Below are 19979 nucleotides of genomic sequence, written 5' to 3' on the forward strand. Positions count from 1 at the left end.
GTGACTGACATGGCCGCAGGAGGTTTCTGCAAGCTGCCGAACGGCACGGTGGTGGTGGCGCTGAATCTGCCCAGCCCCGCTCCCGACCGCCCGGCAGGCGTACGGGTGCTCGTCCACGCCCAGAACCGGGCGCGCGCCCTGACCAGGCTGCGCAATCTCGGACTGCGCGCGGTCTATCTGCGCGGCAACGCGGCCCCGCCCACCCCGGACGAGGTCACCGCCGTACTGCACCACCCGGACGGCCTCATATGGCGGACGGCACCCGACGAACTACTCGGCGTGACCGAGCTGTGGCATCCGATCAGGGCGCTGCTACGCAGACCGGCGGCGCCCGCGTAAGCGCCCCCTGGAGGCGCCCTGCGGCTCGCTAGGCCGGGTTCTGCCCGCTGACCACGGGCTTGCCCGCCAGCTCCACCCCGGCGTCCCGCAGCTCCTCCAGGGCCCGCTCGGTGGTCCCCGGGGCCACTCCGGCGGTCAGGTCCAGCAGCACCTGGGTGCGGAAGCCCGCCCGGACCGCGTCCAGGGCGGTGGCCCGCACACAGTGGTCGGTGGCGATGCCGACCACGTCCACCTCGTCGACGTCCCGGGCGCGCAGCCAGTCGGCCAGCGAGGCGCCGTTCTCGTCGACCCCCTCGAACCCGCTGTACGCCGCCGAGTACGCCCCCTTGTCGAAGACCGCGTCCACCGCGCCGGAGGCGACCGCCGGGGCGAAGTTCGGATGGAACCCGGCCCCCTCGGTGCCCGCCACGCAGTGCGCGGGCCAGGAGTGCACATAGTCCGGGTTGTCCGCGAAATGACCACCCGGCGCGATGTGGTGGTCACGGGTCGCGACGACATGCCGGTACCCGGCCGGGGCCTGGGCGATCAGCTCGGTGATGGCGGCGGCCACGTCGGCCCCGCCCGCCACCGCGAGACTGCCCCCTTCGCAGAAGTCGTTCTGCACATCGATGACGAGCAACGCACGACGCATGATCGAGATCCTTAGGGGAGAAGGGGACCGGGCCGGGGGCGCTTCGCGGAAACCTGAACCTACGAGCCTAAAGAATCGTCAACGAATCGGGGAAGGGGGTCACCAACGCCCTGAAGGGGCGCTGGGGGTACCCCCTCGGGGGGGGGGGAGGAGGAACTGCGCGATCAACCACAACGCACCAGCCACCCCGCGAACCACCTCAACCCCCCACCGCATACTCGGTCGGAATCACCGGCTCCCCCCGCGACAACTGCGTCGCAGACAACGGCAGCCTCCCCCGAGCCACCACATGCCGCTCACGCACCACGTCCAACGGCTCACGAGCGATCACCTGACCACCCTTGATCAGCTCGACCAACAACTGATCATCGGCGAGCGCACGCGGCACCGCACCCGTACCGATCACCTCCGCCTCGGCGACCCCCACCGCGTCCGTCCGCCGCGCCGCCCACTTGCGCCCCCCGATGGACGTCTTCCCGCCGGTCGACCTCTTGGCGACCGGCACCAGCGGGGCGCCCGGATCGGCCGACCCGGCGCGCGCGACCAGCTTGTACACCATCGAACAGGTCGGATGCCCGGACCCGGTGACCAACTGCGTGCCCACCCCGTACGCGTCCACCGGAGCCGCCGCCAGGGACGCGATGGCGTACTCGTCCAGATCCGAGGTGACGATGATCCGGGTCCCCGTGGCGCCCAGCTCGTCCAGCTGCTGCCGTACCCGGTGGGCGACCAGCAGCAGATCCCCCGAGTCGATCCGTACGGCGCCCAGACCGGTCCCGGCGACCTCCACCGCCGTACGGACCGCCTCGGCGACGTCGTACGTGTCCACCAGCAGGGTCGTGCCGTGCCCCATGGAGTCCACCTGGGCGCGGAAGGCGCCGCGCTCGTCGTCGTGCAGCAGGGTGAAGGCGTGGGCGCTGGTGCCGACGGTGGGGATGCCGTAGCGGAAACCGGCGGCGAGGTCGGAGGTGGAGGAGAAACCGCCGACGTAGGCCGCGCGGGCGGCGGCGACGGCGGCCAGCTCATGGGTGCGCCGGGCGCCCATCTCGATCAGCGGACGGTCACCGGCGGCCGAGGACATCCGGGAGGCCGCGGCGGCGATGGCGGAGTCGTGGTTGAGGATCGAGAGGATCACGGTCTCCAGGAGCACGCACTCGGCGAAGGTCCCCTCGACCCGCATGATCGGCGAGCCCGGGAAGTACACCTCGCCCTCGGGGTAGCCCCAGACGTCCCCGGTGAAGCGGTAGTCCGCGAGCCACTCGAGGGTGGCCTCGTCGACGATCGACCGCTCCCGCAGGAAGCCGAGCACGGCCGGGTCGAAACGGAAGTTCTCGACCGCGTCGAGCACCCGGCCGGTGCCCGCGACGACGCCGTAGCGGCGGCCGTGGGGCAGCCGGCGGGTGAAGACCTCGAAGACACTGCGCCGGTGCGCGGTGCCCGCCTTGAGGGCCGCCTGGAGCATCGTCAGCTCGTACTGGTCCGTGAAGAGCGCCGTCGAGGGGACGTCCACCGGCAGCCCAAGGTCTGCTGTGTTCATGACCCCTGATGCTACACCCCATTTCGTCAGTGTGACGATTTGTGGGGCACGTGGCAGCATGGGGGATGTGACGTCAGCCGCTCCCATCGAGATCGAACGCACCGAGTCGGCGGAGGAGGTCTCTGCCGTCCCCGAGCCGGACGTCCCCTGGGTCACGATCGTGCACAACGACCCGGTCAACCTCATGAGCTATGTGACGTACGTCTTCCAGACGTACTTCGGCTATTCCAAGGACAAGGCCAACAAGCTCATGCTCGATGTCCACCACAAGGGCCGTGCGGTCGTCTCCAGCGGAAGCCGCGAGGAGATGGAACGCGACGTGCAGGCGATGCACGGCTACGGCTTGTGGGCCACCCTCCAGCAGGACCGGAAGTAGCGACCGCCCCCATGCCAGGAACCTTCGAACACCTCCCCGGCGGCGGCGCGGCCGTCGCCCTCGACGAGGTCGAGATCTCGATCATCCGGTCGCTGACCGTGCAGCTCCTGGAGCTGATCGGCCCCGGACCCGCCGAGGACGGGCCCGCCGACCCGCTGGCGGAGCTGTTCGCCGAGGGTCCGAGCGAGCCGCCCTCCGACCCGGTCCTCAGGCGCCTCTTCCCGGACGCGTACACCGACCCCGGGCGCGCCCCCGCCTCCGCCGAGCAGGCCGAGGAACAGCGGGAGTACTCCGCCGAGTTCCGCCGCTACACGGAGAACGACCTGCGTACCGGCAAGCGCGAGAACGCCCTCGCGGTGGTCCGCTCGCTGGACGAACTCGCCGCGGACGCCACCGGTTCGGGCGCGGTGCTCAAGCTGACGCCCGAGGAGGCCCGGCCCTGGCTCGGCGCGCTCAACGATCTGCGCCTCGCCATCGCGGCCCGCCTGGACATCACCGACGAGGACGAGAGCGCCCTCCTCTTCCGCCTCCCGGACGACGACGAGCGCAAGCCGATGGTGATGGCGTACCTGTGGCTGGGCGGGCTCCAGGAGACGCTGGTACAGGCGCTGATGCCGTAGGGGGGACCGGGGCGGGCGGCACCGGGCGCGGGGCGCCGCGCACCTTCTGATCGACCTGTTCATCTGATCGATCGATCACCTTCCCCTTCATTCGCTCACGTCCGTCCCTCCGCGTTCGTTCGGCCGCGTTCGCTCACCCATGCTGACTCTCTCGCGCGTTCGATCACCCGCGCTGACTCTCTCGCGCGCGTTCGATCACCCCCGCTCATTCACTCGCGCGGCCGATCATCCCGACGTACCCGGAAGGCCCCCGGAGTCACCTCTCGTGTTCGCTCAGCGGACGCTCAAATCGGGATAACGATCGCGTCAACCAGGTCATCCCCTATGGCGAGGCGTCCCACGTTTGTCCGCTTCTCCCTGTGCTCTGCACCACATGTTGCGGAGCCGATCCGCGATCCCGGCGTGATACATCTTCACCTCGCCCGGCGGACGCCACCCCTGTCCTGCCGGGTACGCCACAGTGCCGGCCGACCGCCGGCCCGGCGACTCCATTCCATCCGGGGGGATCGAAACCCGATCCGAAGCCGTGCGCCGGCTCGGGTCGGACATGGAGAGAAGGGGCGCACCACACATGACCTCAGCGCAGGTCGACCAGCAGACGAGCGGCGGCGACAACGCCCCCGAAGAGGGCTACGAGCGCGGACTCGGCAGCCGGCAGGTCCAGATGATCGCGATCGGCGGCGCCATCGGCGTCGGCCTCTTCCTGGGCGCCGGGGCGAACATCGCCAAGGCGGGACCGAGCCTCATCCTCATGTACGCCCTCGCGGGCGTGATCATCTTCTTCATCATGCGGGCCCTGGGCGAACTGCTGCTCTACCGCCCGGTCTCCGGCTCCTTCGCGGAGTACTCCCGCGAGTTCCTGGGCCCGTTCTTCGGCTACTTCACCGGCTGGACGTACTGGCTGATGTGGGTGGTCACCGGCATGGCGGAGCTGACCGCAGCCGCCATCTACGTCAACTACTGGTGGCCGGTCGTTCCCCAGTGGGTGACCGCACTGGTCTTCCTGATCATTCTCTTCGGGGCCAACCTGATCTCGGTGAAGCTGTTCGGCGAGATCGAGTTCTGGTTCTCCATGGTCAAGGTGACCGCACTGATCGGCATGATCGTGATCGGTCTCGGCGTGCTCACCTTCGGCTTCAGCGCGGCGGGCGACACCGCCCAGGTCTCCAACCTCTGGGCCTTCGACGGCTTCTTCCCGACCGGCGTCGGCTCGTCCCTGATGACGCTCCAGGGCGTGATGTTCGCCTACCTCGCGGTCGAGCTGGTCGGTGTCACGGCCGGTGAGTCCGAGGACCCGGAGAAGACCCTCCCCAAGGCGATCAACACCCTGCCCTGGCGGATCGCCCTCTTCTACGTCGGCGCGCTCACCGTGATCCTCTGCGTGGTGAAGTGGACCGAGTTCGCGCCCGGGGTGAGTCCCTTCGTGGAGGCGTTCGCGCAGATCGGCATCCCGGCCGGGGCGGGCATCGTGAACTTCGTGGTGCTCACCGCCGCCCTGTCGTCCTGCAACTCCGGTATGTACTCCACCGGCCGAATGCTGCGCACCCTGGCCGACAACGGCGAGGCCCCGCGGGTCTTCAGCAGGCTGTCCGGCACCAAGACCCCGGCGTTCGGCATCACCGTCTCGGTGCTGTGCATGGGCATCGGGGTGGTCCTCAACTACATCGTCCCGGAGAAGGCGTTCGGCTATGTCACCTCCGTCGCCACCGCCGCCGGCATCTGGACCTGGCTGATGATCCTGATCAGCCATGTGCTGTACCGCCGGGGCGTGGTCGCGGGCCGCCTCCCGGCCTCGTCCTTCCCGGCGCCCGGCGGCTCGGTGTGCTCGTACATCGCCATCGTGTTCCTGCTCTTCGTGACCTGTCTGATCGCCTACGACGCGGACGCGCGGGTGTGTCTGTATGTGATGGCGGGCTGGACCGCGGCCCTGTGGATCGGCTGGCTGATCCTCAGGACCCGCGACCCGCGGGTGACGGGGGACCAGAGCCCGGAGGTGGCCAAGGCCAGCTGACCCGGCCCCGGCTCCGGCTCCGCACTTCGGACCGGCTCCGGACCCGGCCCGCTCCACGCCCAGGTGCGCACCGGCGCACCCCGGCGGGCGGGAAAACCGGCGAAATCCCAGCATGTGAGCGGTCCCGTACCAACCATCGGTACGGGACCGCCCCCATGCTTATCCTGGCGACCATGCTGACCATCACCCAGGCGCTGTACGACCAGATCGTCGCCCACGCGCGCGAGGACCATCCCGACGAGGCGTGCGGTGTGGTGGCGGGCCCGGTGGGGGAGGGCCGCCCGGAGCGGTTCATCCCGATGCTGAACGCCGCCCGCTCACCCACGTTCTACGAGTTCGACTCCGGGGACCTGCTCAAGCTCTACCGCGACATGGACGACCGCGACGAGGAGCCGGTGATCATCTACCACTCCCACACCGCGACCGAGGCGTACCCCTCCCGTACCGACATCTCCTACGCGAACGAGCCCGGTGCCCACTACGTCCTGGTGTCCACGGCGGACGCCGACGGCGCGGGGGAGTTCCAGTTCCGCTCGTTCCGGATCGTGGACGGGGAGGTCACGGAGGAGGAGGTCACGGTCGTCGCGGCCTACTGATCCCGGTATTCGGTCAGAATTCATCCAGTATGCGAGATCACATTCCAGTGACCGGACCGGGAATCGATACGATGACCGCATGGTTCTGAACGACGTGAGCGAGAAGACGCCGAGCACCGTGCTGCTCGTGGCGCGGCTGCACGTCGATCTGTGCAGGCTGAACAGCGCCATCTGTTGACGTTCCCTGCCGCCGTACGGCCGTGAGCCGCGGCGCGCGCCCCGCTCCACCCCGCCGCACCAGCGCTGCCGTGCGCCCACCGACCCGACCCTTTCCGACAGGAGCCCGCCACCATGGCCATCGAGGTCCGCATCCCCACCATCCTGCGTCAGTACACGGACGGCCAGAAGGCCGTGGCAGGCAGCGGCGCCACCCTCGCCGACCTGTTCGCCGACCTGGAGACCCGGCACACGGGCATCCAGGCCCGCATCGTGGACGGCGGCCAGCTGCGCCGCTTCGTCAACGTCTACCTGAACGACGAGGACGTCCGCTTCCTGGACGGCATCGGCACCCAGCTCGCCGACGGCGACAACGTGACGATCCTGCCGGCCGTGGCCGGCGGCATGGCCTGAGCGGCCACTGATCCCCGATGCGCTACGACTCCCCGCTGGCCGCGGTGGGCAACACCCCCCTGGTGCGCCTGCCGCGGCTCTCGCCGTCCCCCGAGGTGCGGATCTGGGCCAAGCTGGAGGACCGCAACCCGACCGGCTCGATCAAGGACCGCCCCGCCCTGCACATGATCGAGCAGGCCGAGAAGGACGGCCGCCTCACCCCGGGCTGCACGATCCTGGAGCCGACCTCCGGCAACACCGGTATCTCGCTCGCCATGGCCGCCCGGCTCAAGGGCTACCGCATGGTGTGCGTGATGCCCGAGAACACCTCGCAGGAGCGCCGGGACCTGCTCCACATGTGGGGCGCCGAGATCATCCCGTCCCCGGCCGCGGGCGGCTCCAACACCGCCGTACGGGTCGCCAAGGAGCTGTCCGCCGAGCACCCGGACTGGGTGATGCTCTACCAGTACGGCAACCCGGACAACGCGGGCGCCCACTACGCCACCACCGGCCCCGAGATCCTCGCCGACCTGCCCTCGATCACCCACTTCGTGGCCGGGCTCGGCACCACCGGCACGCTCATGGGCGTCGGCCGCTTCCTGCGCGAGCACAAGCCGGGCGTCAGGATCGTCGCCGCCGAGCCGCGCTACGACGACCTGGTCTACGGGCTGCGCAACCTCGACGAGGGCTTCGTGCCGGAGCTGTACGACGCCGCCGTGCTCACCACCCGTTTCTCGGTCGGTTCCGCCGACGCGGTCACCCGCACCCGTGAGCTGCTCCAGCAGGAGGGCATCTTCGCGGGCGTCTCCACCGGCGCCGCGCTGCACGCCGCGATCGGGGTCGGCCAGAAGGCGGTCAAGGCGGGGGAGAGCGCGGACATCGTCTTCGTGGTGGCCGACGGCGGCTGGAAGTACCTGTCGACCGGCGTCTACACGGCGGCGACCACGGAAGAGGCGATCGAGACGCTCCAGGGCCAGCTCTGGGCGTAGCGTGCTCGGTCGATCAATGATGTTCGATCAACGATGTTCGATGGGTGATGCTCGATCGATCATGAGCGTGCATCGCTCGTGATCGTTCCCGGCGCGATCGTTCCCGGAGGGATCGTTCCGTGATCGTTCCCGCACCGGCTCCCAGAGCAGCCCCCTGGGAGCCCTCCCCTGGAAGCCCCTCTTGGAGGCCCATCCAGGACGCCCCTCCAGGACGCCCCTCCAGGACGCCCCTCCTGGGAAGCCCCCGGAGGGAACCCGCTCACCCCGCCAGATGCCGGACCCGGTCCCACAGCGCCGGGTCCACCGCACCGGCCCGCCGCCGGAAGTCCCGCACCGGCACCCGGCGCAGCTCGTCCGTCTCCAGGAAGCTCGGGCGGCCCCGGGCATCACCGACCGAGCCCGGCGGCAGCGCGATCACCCCGGCCCGTTCGTCCCGGTACTTCGTGGTGATCTTGGCGACCAGCGCCCGCCGCCCCCGTACCGCCAGTACCAGACAGGGCCGGTCCTTGCCGCCCGGCCCGTCCTCGAAGGGCACCAGCGCCCACCAGATCTCCCCGGCCCGCGGACCGGGCCGCCCCGCCGCCCGCTCCGGACGACCCGGGGGACGGGTCCGGCCGCCCGGCCTGCTCCCGCGTCCCCAGCCGTCCACGAGCGCGGCGACCAGCGCGAGCAGGACCACCGCCACCAGCGCGAGCCACCATGACGCGTCCATACGGACGACGGTACCGGCCCCGCCCCGCCCGCCGGGGCCGGTCCGCGCGACGACGCGCGCCACGCCGCCCCGCGCCGCCCCGCGCCGCCCCACGCCGCCCCGCGCCGCCGCGCGTCCACGACCCCGCCACCGCCCCGGCCCCCGCCTCCGTCCGACGCGCCCGGCCCCCGTGCCCCGTACGTCCAGCCGAACCGGTGACACCACAGGTGAGTTCGCCCACAACAGACCTTGGCGGAGGAGCGACCGGACGTTTTGCGCCTTACGCTCGACAAACCGCACGACCCCCGTCTCTCCATATCCGCCAGCGGAGGTTTCTGTTTCATGAAGCTCACCGTCGTCGGCTGCTCGGGGTCGTTCCCGTCCGCGGAATCGGCCTGTTCGAGCTACCTCGTCGAGGCCGACGGCTACCGGCTGCTCCTCGACATGGGCAACGGTGCCCTGGGCGAGTTGCAGCGCCACTGCGGTCTCTACGACCTCGACGCGATCTTCCTGAGCCATCTGCACGCCGACCACTGCATCGACATGTGCGCCTATTTCGTGGCGCGGTACTACCGGCACGACGGCGGCCGGTGCGATCCGATCCCGGTCTACGGACCGGAGGGCACGGAGCACCGGCTGACCACGGCCTACGCCGACACCCCGACCGCCTCGTCCATGAGCGAGGTCTTCGACTTCCACACGGTCAAGCCCGGCACCTTCGAGATCGGCCCGCTCACGGTGCACACCGACCGGGTGGCCCATCCCGTGGAGGCGTACGGCATCCGGGTCGAGCACGGCGGACGGTCGCTGACGTACTCGGGCGACACCGGGATCACCCCGGCGCTGGACGAACTCGCCCGGGACACCGACCTGTTCCTGTGCGAGGCCGCGTTCACGCACGGCAAGGAGTCCATCCCGGACCTGCATCTGAACGGGCGTGAGGCGGGCGAGACCGCGCGGCGGGCCGGCGCCCGGCGCCTGGTCCTCACCCACATCCCGCCCTGGACCGACCCCCAGCACAACCTGGCCGACGCCCGCGCGGTGTACGACGGCCCGGCGGAGCTGGCGGCGCCACGGGTGACGTACGAGATCTGACCGGTCGGCCGGTCACGGCGGGCGACCGCGCACCGGACAAGAACACCGGACGACAACGGACAAGGGGAAGGCCCCCGGAGCGGTGCTCCGGGGGCCTTCGTGCGCGCCCGTGGGGGAGGACGGGGCGCCTACTTGGCTTCCGCCTTCTGGAGTTCGGCGAGTTCCTCGTCGGACTCGCGGCCCGGCGTCGGCAGATTGAACTTGATGATCGCGAAGCGGAACACGGCGTAGTAGACCGCCGCGAACACCAGGCCGACCAGGGCCAGGCCCCAGGGGTTGGTCGCGATGCCGAGGTTCAGGAAGAAGTCGACCGCGCCGGCCGAGAAGCCGAAGCCGTCCTTCATGCCGAGGGCCCAGGTCAGGGCCATGGAGACACCGGTGAGTACGGCGTGCAGCGCGTACAGGACCGGGGCGATGAACATGAAGGTGAACTCGATCGGCTCGGTGACACCGGTCACGAAGGAGGTCAGGGCGAGGGAGAACATCATGCCGCCGACGACCTTGCGGCGCTCGGGGCGGGCACAGTGCACGATCGCCAGACAGGCGGCGGGCAGCGCGAACATCATGATCGGGAAGAAGCCGGTCATGAACTGTCCGGCGGAGGGGTCACCGGCCAGGAAGCGGGCGATGTCGCCGCTCTTGCCCTCGTACTCGCCCGCCTGGAACCAGGGGAAGGAGTTCAGCAGGTGGTGCATGCCGATCGGGATCAGCGCCCGGTTGGCGACACCGAAGATGCCCGCGCCGACCGCGCCCGAGCCGACCAGCCACTCACCGAAGTTGTGCAGACCCGCGCCGAGGACCGGCCAGATGTAGCCGAAGACGATGCCGATGAACAGACCGGCGAAGGCGGCCAGGATCGGCACCAGGCGGCGACCGCCGAAGAAGCCGGCCCAGTCGGGCAGCTTGGTGCGGTAGAAGCGCTGGTAGAGCAGTGCGACCACGATGCCCATGACGACACCGCCGAGGACCTTGGCGTCCACCGGCGCGTCGACCATGACGACCTTGCCGTCGACGGCCTTGGCTATCTGCGGCAGGCTGTCGTCGGTGAACGTGGCGAGGACGTTCTTGAAGACCAGGTAGCCGACGACCGCCGCGAGCGCGGTGGAGCCGTCCGACTTCTTCGCGAAGCCGATCGCGATACCCACCGCGAACAGCAGCGCCATGTTGTCGAGGATGGCGTTGCCGCCCGCCGCCATAAAGCCGGCGATCTTGGTGAAGAACGTGGGGAACTCCGGGCGGCCGAGCATGTCGGTGTTGCCCAGGCGCACCAGGAGCGCGGCGGCGGGCAGCACTGCCACCGGCAGCATCAGGCTGCGGCCGATGCGCTGGAGTACAGCCATCGCGCCGGAGCCCTTCTTCTTCTCGGCCGCCGAAGCGGGACTCGCCGTGGTCACAACATCCTCCAGTGGGCACAGCGCCGCCCGGGGACAGAGAAGGGGGCCGGCGGCGGCGATAGGTCTACACCACTCAGTGGTGTAGACCTGTTCTAGCAGATGAGCAGCGCATAAGGAACCCACCTTTCATAACGTCCTGGCGGGCCCTTCCGGATCGATCCACGGCTGATCCAGGGAATGCCGAAAGGCCCTCGGACCTGGGGTCCAAGGGCCCTGGAGCGGAGGCTAGTTGAGCGGGCTGTGAGCCCGGTTACACCTTGGTCACGTCTTCCACCTCGTCCTCCGGTTCACGGCCCGGGGTCTTCAGATCGAACCGGGTGATCGCGAACCGGAAGATCACGTAGTAGACGGCGGCGAAGCACAGACCGATCGGAATGATCAGCCAGGGTCTGGTGGCCAGGTTCCAGTTGATCAGGTAGTCGATCAGTCCGGCGGAGAAGCTGAAGCCGTCCTTGACGCCGAATGCCCAGGTCACCGCCATCGAGACCCCGGTCAGCACCGCGTGCACCGCGTACAGCACGGGCGCGATGAACAGGAACGAGTACTCGATGGGCTCGGTGATGCCGGTCACGAACGAGGTCAGCGCCACCGAGAGCATCATCCCGCCGACCTCCTTGCGGCGGTTCGGCCGGGCGGTGTGCGCCATGGCCAGGGCCGCGGCGGGCAGCGCGAACATCATGATCGGGAAGAACCCGGTGGTGAACTGCCCCGCGTCCGGGTCGCCCGCCAGGAACATATTGATGTCGCCGTGCACCACCGTGCCGTCCGGCTTGGTGTACGAGCCGAACTGGAACCAGATGGGCACGTTCAGGAACTGGTGCAGCCCGATCACCAGCAGCGCCCGGTTGGCCAGGCCGAAGATGCCCGCGCCCCAGGAGCCGAGGCCGTCCAGCCAGTTCGAGAAGGACTCCAGACCGCTGCCGATCGGCGGCCAGATCCACAGGCACAGCGCGGCGAACGCGATGGCCACGAACGCCATGATGATCGGGACCAGCCGCCGCCCGTTGAAGAAGCCCAGCCAGTCGACCAGCTTCGTACGGTGGTAGCGGGCCCAGAAGTACGCCGAGAGCAGGCCCATCACAATCCCGCCGAACACCCCGGGATTCTGGTAGGTGAACGGCCCGACCGTGCCGTCCTGCGCCAGGCAGCCCGCGACCACCGTCTGCGCCCCGGCGGGACAGGCGATCGGGAACTGGCGCAGCACCGAGTAATAGACGAGGAACCCGGCGACCGCCGCGAGCGCGGTCGAGCCGTCCGCCTTGCGGGCCATGCCGATGGCCACGCCGACACAGAACAGCAGCGGCAGTCCGAGCGCCGAGTCCAGCAGCGCGCCGCCCGCGCCCACCATGACCTTGGAGACATCGGTCCAGCCGAGCCCCTCGTCGCCGAACACATCGGGTTGTCCCAGCCGGTTGAGGATGCCCGCGGCGGGAAGGACGGCGATGGGCAGTTGGAGACTCCGGCCCATCTTCTGCAAGCCCTGGAACAGACTGTTCCAGCGGGCCCGTCCCGGACTGACGGCACTCTCGGCACTCATCGGGCTCCTCCCGGACCGTCCCGGACTCCTCCCGGTGGGGCCGGGTTTGGCGGCGGTCGGCACGGTGGTGTAGACCAGTTGACAGAGGGTTCCGCTGTCGTGACGCCATCATTCGGTACGGACGGCATGACCGCTCGCGAAGTTGGGCCAACTGTGGGTTACTGCGACAAAGCGGTTCGGATCAGGGAGAGGGAACATGGCCAGCAAGGCTGAGAAGATCGTCGCCGGGCTCGGTGGCATCGACAACATCGAGGAGATCGAGGGCTGCATCACGCGGCTCCGGGTCGAGGTCGCCGACGCGTCCCTGGTCGACGACACCGCTCTCAAGGGCGCGGGCGCCCACGGCGTGGTGAAGATGGGCACCGCCATCCAGGTCGTCATCGGCACCGACGCCGACCCGATCGCGGCGGACATCGAAGACCTGATGTGACCCGGCCGCCCCGCGGTGAGGCGCCCCGGGGCCGCACGAGGTGAGGTGGACGAGGCCCCTCCGGTACAACCCGGAGGGGCCTCGCCGTGTACGACGCCGGGTCCGCGCCACGGTGTACGGCGCCGGGGGCGGGTCCGCGCGGAAGCCCGGCCCGGGAGAGGACGCCGCCCGTGTGGAGCCCGTCCCGTGTGGAGCCCGTCCCGCGCGGAGCCCGTCCCGTGTGGAGCCCGTCCCGCGCGGAGCCCGTCCCGTGTGGAGCCCGTCCCGCGCGGAGCCCGTCCCGCGAGGGAAGCCCGACCGCGCGGAACCCCGCCGCCTGGGAACCCGCCCCGCGCGGGACCCGCCCGCCCAGAAGCCCGCCCCGCCCAGAAGTCCGCCCCGCGCGGAAGTCCGCCCCGCGCGGGAGTCCGCCCCGCGCGGGAGTCCGCCCCGCGCGGGAGTCCGCCCCGCGACGAACCCCGCCGCCCAGGAGCCTCCCCGCCGCCTCGTCCCCCGGCGTCATACCTGCCGATAAGGGCCCTCCCCCTGGGGGACTAGGCTCAGCGCATGTCACGAATCGACGGCCGCACCCCCAGCCAGCTCCGCCCGGTCACCATCGAACGCGGCTGGAGCAAGCACGCCGAGGGCTCCGTCCTCGTCTCCTTCGGGGACACCAAGGTCTTCTGCACCGCCTCCGTCACCGAGGGCGTCCCGCGCTGGCGCAAGGGCAGCGGCGAGGGCTGGGTCACGGCCGAGTACGCGATGCTGCCCCGGGCCACCAACACCCGCGGCGACCGCGAGTCCGTCAAGGGCCGCATCGGCGGCCGTACGCACGAGATCTCCCGGCTCATCGGCCGCTCCCTGCGCGCGGTGATCGACTACAAGGCGCTCGGCGAGAACACCGTCGTCCTGGACTGCGATGTGCTCCAGGCCGACGGCGGCACCCGCACCGCCGCCATCACCGGCGCGTATGTGGCGCTCGCCGACGCCGTCACCTGGGCCCGCGAGAAGAAGCTGATCCGGGCCGGACGCCAGCCGCTGACCGGCATGGTCTCCGCGGTCTCGGTCGGCATCGTCGCCGGTGTCCCGCTGCTCGACCTGCGCTACGAGGAAGATGTGCGCGCCGAGACCGACATGAACGTGGTCTGTACCGGTGACGGACGCTTCGTGGAGGTGCAGGGCACCGCCGAGGCCGAGCCCTTCGCCCGCGAGGAGCTGAACGCGCTGCTGGACCTGGCCGTGGCCGGATGCGGGGAACTGGCCGCCGCGCAGCGCGCCGCGCTTGATACCGTCCTCGAAAAGTAAAGGGCGCGCCAAAAGCGCCGGTCGGCGCGGGCAACCGTGGCCGCCCGCAAAGGCGTCACTAGGGGTACGGGCGCATGGCTGATCCCTGTGCGCCCGGCCAAGCAGTGCAGGGCACCGGAGAGCAGGGCGCACCGCCCGTCGCCGGTCCCCTGGCAGTACGGTCCCGGCTCATCGCCCGGGGCCGGGAAGCACCGGGCACAGGGGGCGGCAGCGGGCCGTGCCCCGGCCCGTTCCGAGGGAGGGGACCGTTCCATGGCCGCGAGCCGCCGTCGCCGCACCGCAGCCGTCGCCGCCACGCTGGCGGCCGTCGCGCTCACCGCCGGGCTGACCACCGGCTGCGAAGCCGTCGACAAGGCGCTGGACTGCGTCCAGACCGCCGACGCGATCGCCGACAGCGTCACCGACCTCCAGCAGGCCGTCGACACGGCGGCCAACGACCCGACGCAGCTCAGCGAGTCCCTCCAGTCCATCGAGGACAACCTGAACGAGATCGGCGACAAGACCGACAACACGGATGTCGGCAAGGCGGTCGACGACCTCCAGACGGCCGTCGACAACGTCCGCGCCTCGGTGGACGGCGGTGACGCCACCCCGGACATCAGCCCGGTCACCGACGCGGCCGGTGAGCTGACCAAGGTCTGCACGCCGTAGCGGGACCGGCGCGTCCGGCGTCGCGGGCGGCCCGGGATAATCAGCGGCATGACCCGTCTGATCCTCGCCACCCGCAACGCCGGGAAGCTCGTCGAACTCAAGGCCATCCTCGCCGACGCAGGGCTCTCCCATGAGCTGGTCGGCGCGGACGCCTACCCCGAGATCCCGGATGTGAAGGAGACCGGTGTCACCTTCGCCGAGAACGCGCTGCTGAAGGCGCACGCCCTGGCGAGGGCCACCGGTCTGCCCGCGGTCGCCGACGACTCGGGCCTGTGCGTCGACGTGCTGAACGGCGCCCCCGGCATCTTCTCCGCCCGCTGGTCCGGACGGCACGGCGACGACCGGGCCAACCTCGATCTGCTGCTCGCCCAGCTCTCCGACATCGGCGACGAGCACCGCGCCGCGCACTTCGCCTGCGCCGCCGCCCTCGCCCTGCCGGACGGCACCGAGCGGGTCGTGGAGGGCAGGCTGCGCGGCACCCTGCGGCACATCCCGGCGGGCAGTGGCGGCTTCGGCTACGACCCGGTCCTCCAGCCCGACGGCTACGACCGCACCTGCGCGGAGCTGAGCCCCGAGGAGAAGAACGCCATCAGCCACCGGGGCCAGGCGTTCCGCGCGCTGGTGCCGGTCGTACGGGAACTCGTCGGCGCGTAACCAAGAGCTGGTGCGCGAGAAATGGTGCGGCCGGAGGGACTCGAACCCTCACGGGAGTTACCCCACTGGGACCTAAACCCAGCGTGACTGCCAATTCCACCACGGCCGCCTGCTGCTGCCCGGCCATGCTACTGGCCGGGCAGCGGCGTCAGACGCCCAGATCCTTGATGATCTTCGCCACGTGGCCCGTCGCCCGGACGTTGTACAGCGCCCGTTCGACCCGGCCCTCCTCGTCCACGACCACCGTGGACCGGATCACGCCCATGTACGTCTTGCCGTAGTTCTTCTTCTCGCCGTACGCCCCGTACGCCTCGATCACGCTCTTGTCCGGGTCGCCGGCCAGGGTCACCCTCAGGTGCTCCTTCTCGCGGAACTTGGCGAGTTTTTCGGGGGCGTCCGGGGAGATGCCGATCACGTCGTACCCGGCGGCGGCCAGGACGTCGAGGTTGTCGGTGAAGTCGCACGCCTGCTTGGTGCAGCCCGGCGTGAGGGCGGCCGGGTAGAAGTACACGATGACCTTGCGGCCCTTGTGGTCCGCCAGGGACACATCGTTGCCATCGGCGTCGGGCAGGGTGAAGGCGGGGGCCACGTCCCCGGGCTGGAGTCGCTCACTCATGGGATCGAGCGTAACCGGGGGTGCTGACAGTGCGGCGCGCCGGGAAGCTGACAGACTGTCCGGAACAGTGCATCAGCGGAACTTCGGAGGCCGTACGGTGGCGGACACGTCGGACACCAGAACCCCGGCGCAGATCGAGGCGGACATCAGGGCCCGCCGCGATGTGCTGGCCGAGACCCTCGACGAGATCGGGGTGCGGGTCCACCCCAAGACGCTCGTGGGCGACGCCAAGGCCAAGGCCGCGGCCCAGGTCGACCACACCCTCGGCAAGGCGTATGTGCAGGTCAACAAGGCCGTCACGGAGGTGCGCCAGCGGTTTGTGACCGACGAGGGCGCCCCCCGGCTGGAGCGGATCGTGCCGCTCGCCCTGGCCGCCGTCGGTGTGGTGGGACTCCTCGCCGTCACCGCCCGGCGCCGCAGGCGCTGACCCGGACACGGACGGATGTGCTGAAGGCAGGTAGGTTCGAGCCGTGAGCGCCCAGACGAACGACTCCAGCACCCACCCGGACAAGCTGCCCATCCGTATGCTCCACGACCGGGTCCTGGTCCGCCAGGACACCGGCGAGGGCGAGCGGCGGTCCGGCGGCGGCATCCTGATCCCCGCCACCGCGGCCGTCGGCCGCCGGCTGGCGTGGGCCGAGGTGGTCGCGGTGGGGCAGAACGTCCGGACCGTGGAGCCGGGCGACCGGGTGCTCTACGACCCCGAGGACCGCGCCGAGGTCGAGGTGCGCGGTGTGGCGTATGTGCTGATGCGCGAGCGGGATCTGCACGCCGTCGCCGCGGACCGCTTCGAGGGCTCGGAGGACTCGACGGGGCTGTACCTGTAGCTCCCCAGATCCCCGGTGTCCCCGGGCGCGCCTGGGAAGTAGGGGTTCTGAAGGGCTGGTGACCATCGTCACCAGCCCTTTTTCCTGTTCTTTGCTATGTTTGGAAGGCAACCCGACGAGACGCGCCGTACCGGGTCGAAACGCAAAGACGACGCACCCCCGTTCATGGACATCACGTCTCGGAGGTGCCTCTCATGGCCTGGATTCTGCTGCTCGTCGCCGGTCTGCTCGAAGTCGGCTGGTCGATCGGGATGAAGTACACCGAAGGCTTCACCCGGCTGTGGCCCAGTGTGTTCACCGGCGCCGGGATCGTCGCCAGCATGATCCTGCTGGCACAGGCCGCCAAGACCCTGCCGATCGGCACCGCCTACGGCGTCTGGGTCGGCATCGGCGCGGCCGGTGCGGCGATCCTCGGTATGGCCATCCTGGGTGAGCCGGTCACCGCCGCCCGGATCTTCTTCATCTCCCTGCTGCTGGTCGCCGTCGTGGGTCTGAAGGCGACCTCCGGCCACTGACGGCCGTACACCTGAAGGCGGCCTCCGGCCACTGTCCGTCGTGGATCAGTGACCGGAGGCCGCTCATGTGTCGCTGCCCGCCGGGGCTACCCGCCGGTGCCCTGCGCCCCGCCGGTCCCCGTCGCCGCTCCGCCCTCGGTCCCGCCGTCCGCGGTGCCGCCGCTCCCGGTGGCGCCGCCGGCCGGTGACTCGCCCGTGGTGCCGCCCGCACCGGTGTCGCCGGTCGTCCCCCCGTCGGCCGTACCGCCGGTGCCGGTCTCGCCGGTGGTCGTGCCCCCGCCGTCCGTACCGCCCGTGGACGTCCCGCCGTCCGCCGTGCCGGTGCTCGGACCGCCCGGGGTCTGCGAGCCGCCCGAGCCGGAGCCCGGGTCCTCGCTCGGCGGCTCGGCGACATCGCTCGGGTTCTCCGGGTCGGGCTCACCACTGCTGGGCGGCGTCGACGGATACACCCACTCCTCGGCGCCGTCCTGCACCTGGAGGTCGAAGTCGGTCACCTCGGTGCCCTTGAGCGCCGCCTTGGTGTACTGCGCCCAGATCTCGGCGGGCGGCCCGCTGCCGCTCACCCGGGCCAGGCCCATCGCCCCGTACAGCGGCTCCTGCTTGGCGCTGTCCGGGTTCTGGCCCATCACCGCGACCACCGTGACCAGCTCCGGGGTGAAACCGGCGAACCAGGCCGCCTTGTCCTGCTCCGCCGTGCCCGTCTTGCCCGCCGCCGGACGGCCCGCCGCCTGCGCGGCGACACCGCTGCCGTTGTCGACCACGCTCTGGAGCACCGAGGTGGTGGTGTCGGCGGCCTCCCGGCTGATCACCTGGCTGGTCTTCCGCTTCGGCAGCGGGACCTCCTCCGCGCCCTCCTTGGTGATCTTCTTGACCAGGACGTACGCCCCGTACTCACCGTGGTTGGCGAGGGTGGCGTACCCCTGCGCCATGTCGAGCGGGCTCGCCGTGGCCACCCCGAGCGCCACCGCGGGCACCGAGTCCAGCGACGGGGTGCCGCGCGGCAGCCCCAGGTCCACCGCCGTCTGCACCACCTTGTCCGGGCCGACGTCCACCGCCATCTGCGCGTACACCGCGTTCACCGACTTGTCGGTGGCCTCCCGCACGGAAAGGTCGCCGTAGTCCACGTCGTCCTGGTTCTCCGGGGCGTACGAGCCGCCGCTCCAGCCCTCCACCGGGCGCTGGCTGGAACCGTCGTACACCGTGTTGGGGGTGATGCTCTGCCCGCTCTGGGTGTTGGAGGCGTGGTCGACGGCCGAGGTGAACACGAACGGCTTGAAGGTCGAGCCCACCTGGTAGTCCCGGCGGGTGGCGCCGTTGGTGTACTGCTTCACATAGTCGATGCCGCCGTACATCGCGACGACCTCGCCGTTCTCCGGGTCGATGGAGGCGCCGCCCGCGCGGACGAAGGTGTCCACCTCGCGGTTCTCCTTGTCCAGCTCCGACATCAGCTGGTCGTCGACCGCCTTCACGAACGCGTTCTGCTTGGGCTTCTGGAGCGTGGTGGTGATCCGGTAGCCGCCGCTCTCCAACTGCTCCGGGGTGAGGATGTCCCGCTCGGTCAGATACTGCTTGACCGCCTCCACCAGATAGCCGCGCTGCCCGGACATCCCCGTCGACAGCGTCGTCTCCTTCGGCACCGGGAACTTCAGCTCCGCGCGCGCCGACTCCGTCAGCCAGCCCTTGCCGACCATGCCGTCCAGCACATAGTTCCAGCGGGCCTCGGCGGCGCCCCGGTTCTCCGGGTGGGCCACCACGTCGTACTCGCTCGGCGCGTTCAGCAGCGACGCCAGATACGCGCCCTGCGCCGCGTCCAGGTCCTTGGCGTCGACGCCGTAGTACGCCTGGGCCGCGGCCTGCATACCGTAGGCGTTGCGGCCGAAGAAGCTGGTGTTGAGATAGCCCTCCAGGATCTGGTCCTTGCTCTTCTCCCGGTCCAGCTTGATCGCGATGAAGAACTCCTTCACCTTGCGCGTGACGGTCTGCTCCTGCGCCAGGTAGTAGTTCTTGACGTACTGCTGGGTGATCGTCGACCCGGACTGCTTGCCCTCGCCCGTCATGGTCTTCCAGGCCGCCCGGACCATCGCCTTCGGGTCGATGGCGGACTGGGTGTAGAACTCGCGGTCCTCGGCCGCCAGCACCGCGTTGCGGGCGTCCTTGGAGATCGCCGACAGCGGTACGTTCTCCCGGTTGACCTCCCCGTCACGGGCCAGCTGCGAGCCGTCCGCGTAGAGGTACACATTGCTCTGCTTGGTCGCCATCGCGTTCGCCGACGGGATCTTCACCAGGGAGTACCCCAGGAAGAACAGCCCGCCGAGCAGCAGCAGACCGATCACCACCGTCGACAGCACGATCCGCCAGGTCGGGATCAGCCGCCGCCAGCCCGTCCGGCGCGGACGCTTCTTCCCGCCCCCGTCGTGCGCTGCTCCCTCCGGCGGTGACTGCGGTGCCGAGCCCTCGGTCGGCTGCTGCGGCTGCGGCTGGTCGCTCATCTCGTACTCGGACTCCTGTTTCGCGTCGTACGTGATTCCCCGTACGCCCTCAGTAACGCTTCACGCCCCCAGTTGAAGACTCTCGCACCGACCGTTCCGTTCCCGGTCACCGGCACGCGACCGTGCCGAAAATGCGGTGGCGTACGTC

At 70.2% G+C, this 19979-nt stretch carries 23 protein-coding genes, 1 tRNA gene and 1 riboswitch; of the genes, 16 read left to right on the forward strand and 8 right to left on the reverse strand.

Annotation, left to right across the window (positions count from 1 at the left end):
- The first annotated feature begins 9 nt into the window (after positions 1-9).
- Positions 10-339 carry a hypothetical protein gene (locus tag AB0D49_RS30320; protein ID WP_362763325.1) on the forward strand — a complete coding sequence of 110 codons (330 nt, stop codon included), beginning with the start codon at positions 10-12 and terminating at the stop codon, positions 337-339.
- Positions 340-367: 28 nt separating this feature from the next.
- On the opposite strand, the gene AB0D49_RS30325 is transcribed toward AB0D49_RS30320, so the two are convergent.
- Together AB0D49_RS30325 and AB0D49_RS30330 are read right to left on the reverse strand one after the other, a co-directional pair.
- Positions 368-970, reverse strand: coding sequence for an isochorismatase family protein (locus AB0D49_RS30325; RefSeq protein ID WP_362763328.1), 603 nt, complete (start codon positions 968-970; stop codon positions 368-370).
- Between the two features lie 199 nt (positions 971-1169).
- Positions 1170-2507 (reverse strand): nicotinate phosphoribosyltransferase, encoded by a 1338-nt coding sequence (locus AB0D49_RS30330; protein WP_362763331.1) that lies wholly within the window; start codon positions 2505-2507, stop codon positions 1170-1172.
- A gap of 58 nt (positions 2508-2565) precedes the next feature.
- Between AB0D49_RS30330 and clpS the strand changes: the two genes are divergently transcribed.
- The 7 genes from clpS (at position 2566) to AB0D49_RS30365 (ending at position 7648) form a co-directional block, all read left to right on the forward strand.
- A complete protein-coding gene (gene clpS / locus AB0D49_RS30335; RefSeq protein WP_362763334.1) occupies positions 2566-2883 on the forward strand; it encodes an ATP-dependent Clp protease adapter ClpS in 318 nt (105 codons plus the stop codon).
- Between the two features lie 11 nt (positions 2884-2894).
- Positions 2895-3503 (forward strand): DUF2017 domain-containing protein, encoded by a 609-nt coding sequence (locus AB0D49_RS30340; protein WP_362763337.1) that lies wholly within the window; start codon positions 2895-2897, stop codon positions 3501-3503.
- Between the two features lie 571 nt (positions 3504-4074).
- A complete protein-coding gene (locus AB0D49_RS30345) occupies positions 4075-5514 on the forward strand; it encodes an amino acid permease (RefSeq protein WP_362763340.1) in 1440 nt (479 codons plus the stop codon).
- A gap of 173 nt (positions 5515-5687) precedes the next feature.
- The gene (locus AB0D49_RS30350) at positions 5688-6110 is read left to right on the forward strand and encodes a M67 family metallopeptidase (protein WP_362763343.1); all 423 of its coding nucleotides are present in this window, start codon (positions 5688-5690) and stop codon (positions 6108-6110) included.
- A gap of 79 nt (positions 6111-6189) precedes the next feature.
- A complete protein-coding gene (locus AB0D49_RS30355; protein ID WP_362763346.1) occupies positions 6190-6288 on the forward strand; it encodes a putative leader peptide in 99 nt (32 codons plus the stop codon).
- A 113-nt stretch (positions 6289-6401) separates the two neighbouring features.
- Positions 6402-6680 (forward strand): MoaD/ThiS family protein, encoded by a 279-nt coding sequence (locus AB0D49_RS30360; protein ID WP_362763349.1) that lies wholly within the window; start codon positions 6402-6404, stop codon positions 6678-6680.
- Between the two features lie 17 nt (positions 6681-6697).
- Entirely contained in the window at positions 6698-7648 is a 951-nt protein-coding gene (locus AB0D49_RS30365; RefSeq protein WP_362763351.1) for a cysteine synthase, read from the forward strand.
- A 259-nt stretch (positions 7649-7907) separates the two neighbouring features.
- On the opposite strand, the gene AB0D49_RS30370 is transcribed toward AB0D49_RS30365, so the two are convergent.
- On the reverse strand, positions 7908-8360 hold the full coding sequence (locus tag AB0D49_RS30370; protein ID WP_362763354.1) for a type II toxin-antitoxin system PemK/MazF family toxin: 453 nt from the start codon (positions 8358-8360) through the stop codon (positions 7908-7910).
- 321 nt (positions 8361-8681) lie between these two features.
- Between AB0D49_RS30370 and AB0D49_RS30375 the strand changes: the two genes are divergently transcribed.
- Positions 8682-9434, forward strand: coding sequence for an MBL fold metallo-hydrolase (locus tag AB0D49_RS30375; protein ID WP_362763357.1), 753 nt, complete (start codon positions 8682-8684; stop codon positions 9432-9434).
- 128 nt (positions 9435-9562) lie between these two features.
- On the opposite strand, the gene AB0D49_RS30380 is transcribed toward AB0D49_RS30375, so the two are convergent.
- The gene (locus tag AB0D49_RS30380; RefSeq protein WP_362763360.1) at positions 9563-10828 is read right to left on the reverse strand and encodes a PTS transporter subunit EIIC; all 1266 of its coding nucleotides are present in this window, start codon (positions 10826-10828) and stop codon (positions 9563-9565) included.
- A gap of 250 nt (positions 10829-11078) precedes the next feature.
- A complete protein-coding gene (locus AB0D49_RS30385; RefSeq protein ID WP_362763363.1) occupies positions 11079-12365 on the reverse strand; it encodes a PTS transporter subunit EIIC in 1287 nt (428 codons plus the stop codon).
- A gap of 196 nt (positions 12366-12561) precedes the next feature.
- On the opposite strand from AB0D49_RS30385, the gene AB0D49_RS30390 reads away from it, so the two are divergent.
- The 4 genes from AB0D49_RS30390 to rdgB all read left to right on the forward strand — a co-directional run bounded on the left by AB0D49_RS30390 (position 12562) and on the right by rdgB (position 15384).
- On the forward strand, positions 12562-12795 hold the full coding sequence (locus AB0D49_RS30390; RefSeq protein WP_362763366.1) for a PTS glucose/sucrose transporter subunit IIB: 234 nt from the start codon (positions 12562-12564) through the stop codon (positions 12793-12795).
- Positions 12796-13341: 546 nt separating this feature from the next.
- On the forward strand, positions 13342-14079 hold the full coding sequence (gene rph / locus AB0D49_RS30395) for a ribonuclease PH (RefSeq protein ID WP_362763369.1): 738 nt from the start codon (positions 13342-13344) through the stop codon (positions 14077-14079).
- A 252-nt stretch (positions 14080-14331) separates the two neighbouring features.
- A complete protein-coding gene (locus tag AB0D49_RS30400; protein ID WP_362763372.1) occupies positions 14332-14730 on the forward strand; it encodes a hypothetical protein in 399 nt (132 codons plus the stop codon).
- Positions 14731-14778: 48 nt separating this feature from the next.
- Positions 14779-15384: an RdgB/HAM1 family non-canonical purine NTP pyrophosphatase gene (gene rdgB / locus AB0D49_RS30405; RefSeq protein WP_362763375.1), complete on the forward strand. Its 606-nt coding sequence runs from the start codon at positions 14779-14781 to the stop codon at positions 15382-15384.
- Positions 15385-15406: 22 nt separating this feature from the next.
- Here rdgB and AB0D49_RS30410 read toward each other — a convergent pair.
- Positions 15407-15493: transfer RNA gene (locus AB0D49_RS30410), tRNA-Leu, on the reverse strand.
- A 39-nt stretch (positions 15494-15532) separates the two neighbouring features.
- Complete coding sequence (bcp, locus tag AB0D49_RS30415; protein WP_362763378.1) at positions 15533-16000, reverse strand: thioredoxin-dependent thiol peroxidase; 468 nt, start codon at positions 15998-16000, stop codon at positions 15533-15535.
- Positions 16001-16097: 97 nt separating this feature from the next.
- Here bcp and AB0D49_RS30420 point away from each other — a divergent pair, with 97 nt between their 5' ends.
- From AB0D49_RS30420 to AB0D49_RS30430, 3 genes are all read left to right on the forward strand, one after another.
- Positions 16098-16427 carry a DUF3618 domain-containing protein gene (locus AB0D49_RS30420; RefSeq protein ID WP_362763381.1) on the forward strand — a complete coding sequence of 110 codons (330 nt, stop codon included), beginning with the start codon at positions 16098-16100 and terminating at the stop codon, positions 16425-16427.
- 43 nt (positions 16428-16470) lie between these two features.
- Positions 16471-16827, forward strand: coding sequence for a co-chaperone GroES (locus tag AB0D49_RS30425; RefSeq protein WP_362763384.1), 357 nt, complete (start codon positions 16471-16473; stop codon positions 16825-16827).
- Positions 16828-16915: 88 nt separating this feature from the next.
- Positions 16916-16985, forward strand: a riboswitch (guanidine-III (ykkC-III) riboswitch).
- A 36-nt stretch (positions 16986-17021) separates the two neighbouring features.
- Positions 17022-17342 carry a multidrug efflux SMR transporter gene (locus AB0D49_RS30430; protein ID WP_362763387.1) on the forward strand — a complete coding sequence of 107 codons (321 nt, stop codon included), beginning with the start codon at positions 17022-17024 and terminating at the stop codon, positions 17340-17342.
- Positions 17343-17428: 86 nt separating this feature from the next.
- On the opposite strand, the gene AB0D49_RS30435 is transcribed toward AB0D49_RS30430, so the two are convergent.
- Entirely contained in the window at positions 17429-19831 is a 2403-nt protein-coding gene (locus AB0D49_RS30435) for a transglycosylase domain-containing protein (protein ID WP_362763390.1), read from the reverse strand.
- Positions 19832-19979 lie beyond the last annotated feature (148 nt).

The organism is Streptomyces sp. NPDC048290, from assembly GCF_040652095.1.
GTDB lineage: Bacteria > Actinomycetota > Actinomycetes > Streptomycetales > Streptomycetaceae > Streptomyces.

Excerpts from the sequence above, each read along its gene's own strand:
- AB0D49_RS30370 (WP_362763354.1), bottom strand. The coding sequence starts at position 8,360 with ATGGACGCGTCATGGTGGCTCGCGCTGGTGGCGGTGGTCCTGCTCGCG.
- AB0D49_RS30435 (WP_362763390.1), bottom strand. The coding sequence starts at position 19,831 with ATGAGCGACCAGCCGCAGCCGCAGCAGCCGACCGAGGGCTCGGCACCG.
- AB0D49_RS30325 (WP_362763328.1), bottom strand. The coding sequence starts at position 970 with ATGCGTCGTGCGTTGCTCGTCATCGATGTGCAGAACGACTTCTGCGAA.
- AB0D49_RS30350 (WP_362763343.1), top strand. The coding sequence starts at position 5,688 with ATGCTGACCATCACCCAGGCGCTGTACGACCAGATCGTCGCCCACGCG.
- AB0D49_RS30430 (WP_362763387.1), top strand. The coding sequence starts at position 17,022 with ATGGCCTGGATTCTGCTGCTCGTCGCCGGTCTGCTCGAAGTCGGCTGG.
- AB0D49_RS30400 (WP_362763372.1), top strand. The coding sequence starts at position 14,332 with ATGGCCGCGAGCCGCCGTCGCCGCACCGCAGCCGTCGCCGCCACGCTG.
- AB0D49_RS30385 (WP_362763363.1), bottom strand. The coding sequence starts at position 12,365 with ATGAGTGCCGAGAGTGCCGTCAGTCCGGGACGGGCCCGCTGGAACAGT.
- bcp (WP_362763378.1), bottom strand. The coding sequence starts at position 16,000 with ATGAGTGAGCGACTCCAGCCCGGGGACGTGGCCCCCGCCTTCACCCTG.
- rph (WP_362763369.1), top strand. The coding sequence starts at position 13,342 with ATGTCACGAATCGACGGCCGCACCCCCAGCCAGCTCCGCCCGGTCACC.
- AB0D49_RS30355 (WP_362763346.1), top strand. The coding sequence starts at position 6,190 with ATGGTTCTGAACGACGTGAGCGAGAAGACGCCGAGCACCGTGCTGCTC.
- AB0D49_RS30320 (WP_362763325.1), top strand. The coding sequence starts at position 10 with ATGGCCGCAGGAGGTTTCTGCAAGCTGCCGAACGGCACGGTGGTGGTG.
- AB0D49_RS30390 (WP_362763366.1), top strand. The coding sequence starts at position 12,562 with ATGGCCAGCAAGGCTGAGAAGATCGTCGCCGGGCTCGGTGGCATCGAC.
- AB0D49_RS30340 (WP_362763337.1), top strand. The coding sequence starts at position 2,895 with ATGCCAGGAACCTTCGAACACCTCCCCGGCGGCGGCGCGGCCGTCGCC.
- AB0D49_RS30360 (WP_362763349.1), top strand. The coding sequence starts at position 6,402 with ATGGCCATCGAGGTCCGCATCCCCACCATCCTGCGTCAGTACACGGAC.
- AB0D49_RS30375 (WP_362763357.1), top strand. The coding sequence starts at position 8,682 with ATGAAGCTCACCGTCGTCGGCTGCTCGGGGTCGTTCCCGTCCGCGGAA.
- AB0D49_RS30345 (WP_362763340.1), top strand. The coding sequence starts at position 4,075 with ATGACCTCAGCGCAGGTCGACCAGCAGACGAGCGGCGGCGACAACGCC.
- AB0D49_RS30330 (WP_362763331.1), bottom strand. The coding sequence starts at position 2,507 with ATGAACACAGCAGACCTTGGGCTGCCGGTGGACGTCCCCTCGACGGCG.
- AB0D49_RS30365 (WP_362763351.1), top strand. The coding sequence starts at position 6,698 with ATGCGCTACGACTCCCCGCTGGCCGCGGTGGGCAACACCCCCCTGGTG.
- rdgB (WP_362763375.1), top strand. The coding sequence starts at position 14,779 with ATGACCCGTCTGATCCTCGCCACCCGCAACGCCGGGAAGCTCGTCGAA.
- clpS (WP_362763334.1), top strand. The coding sequence starts at position 2,566 with ATGGGGGATGTGACGTCAGCCGCTCCCATCGAGATCGAACGCACCGAG.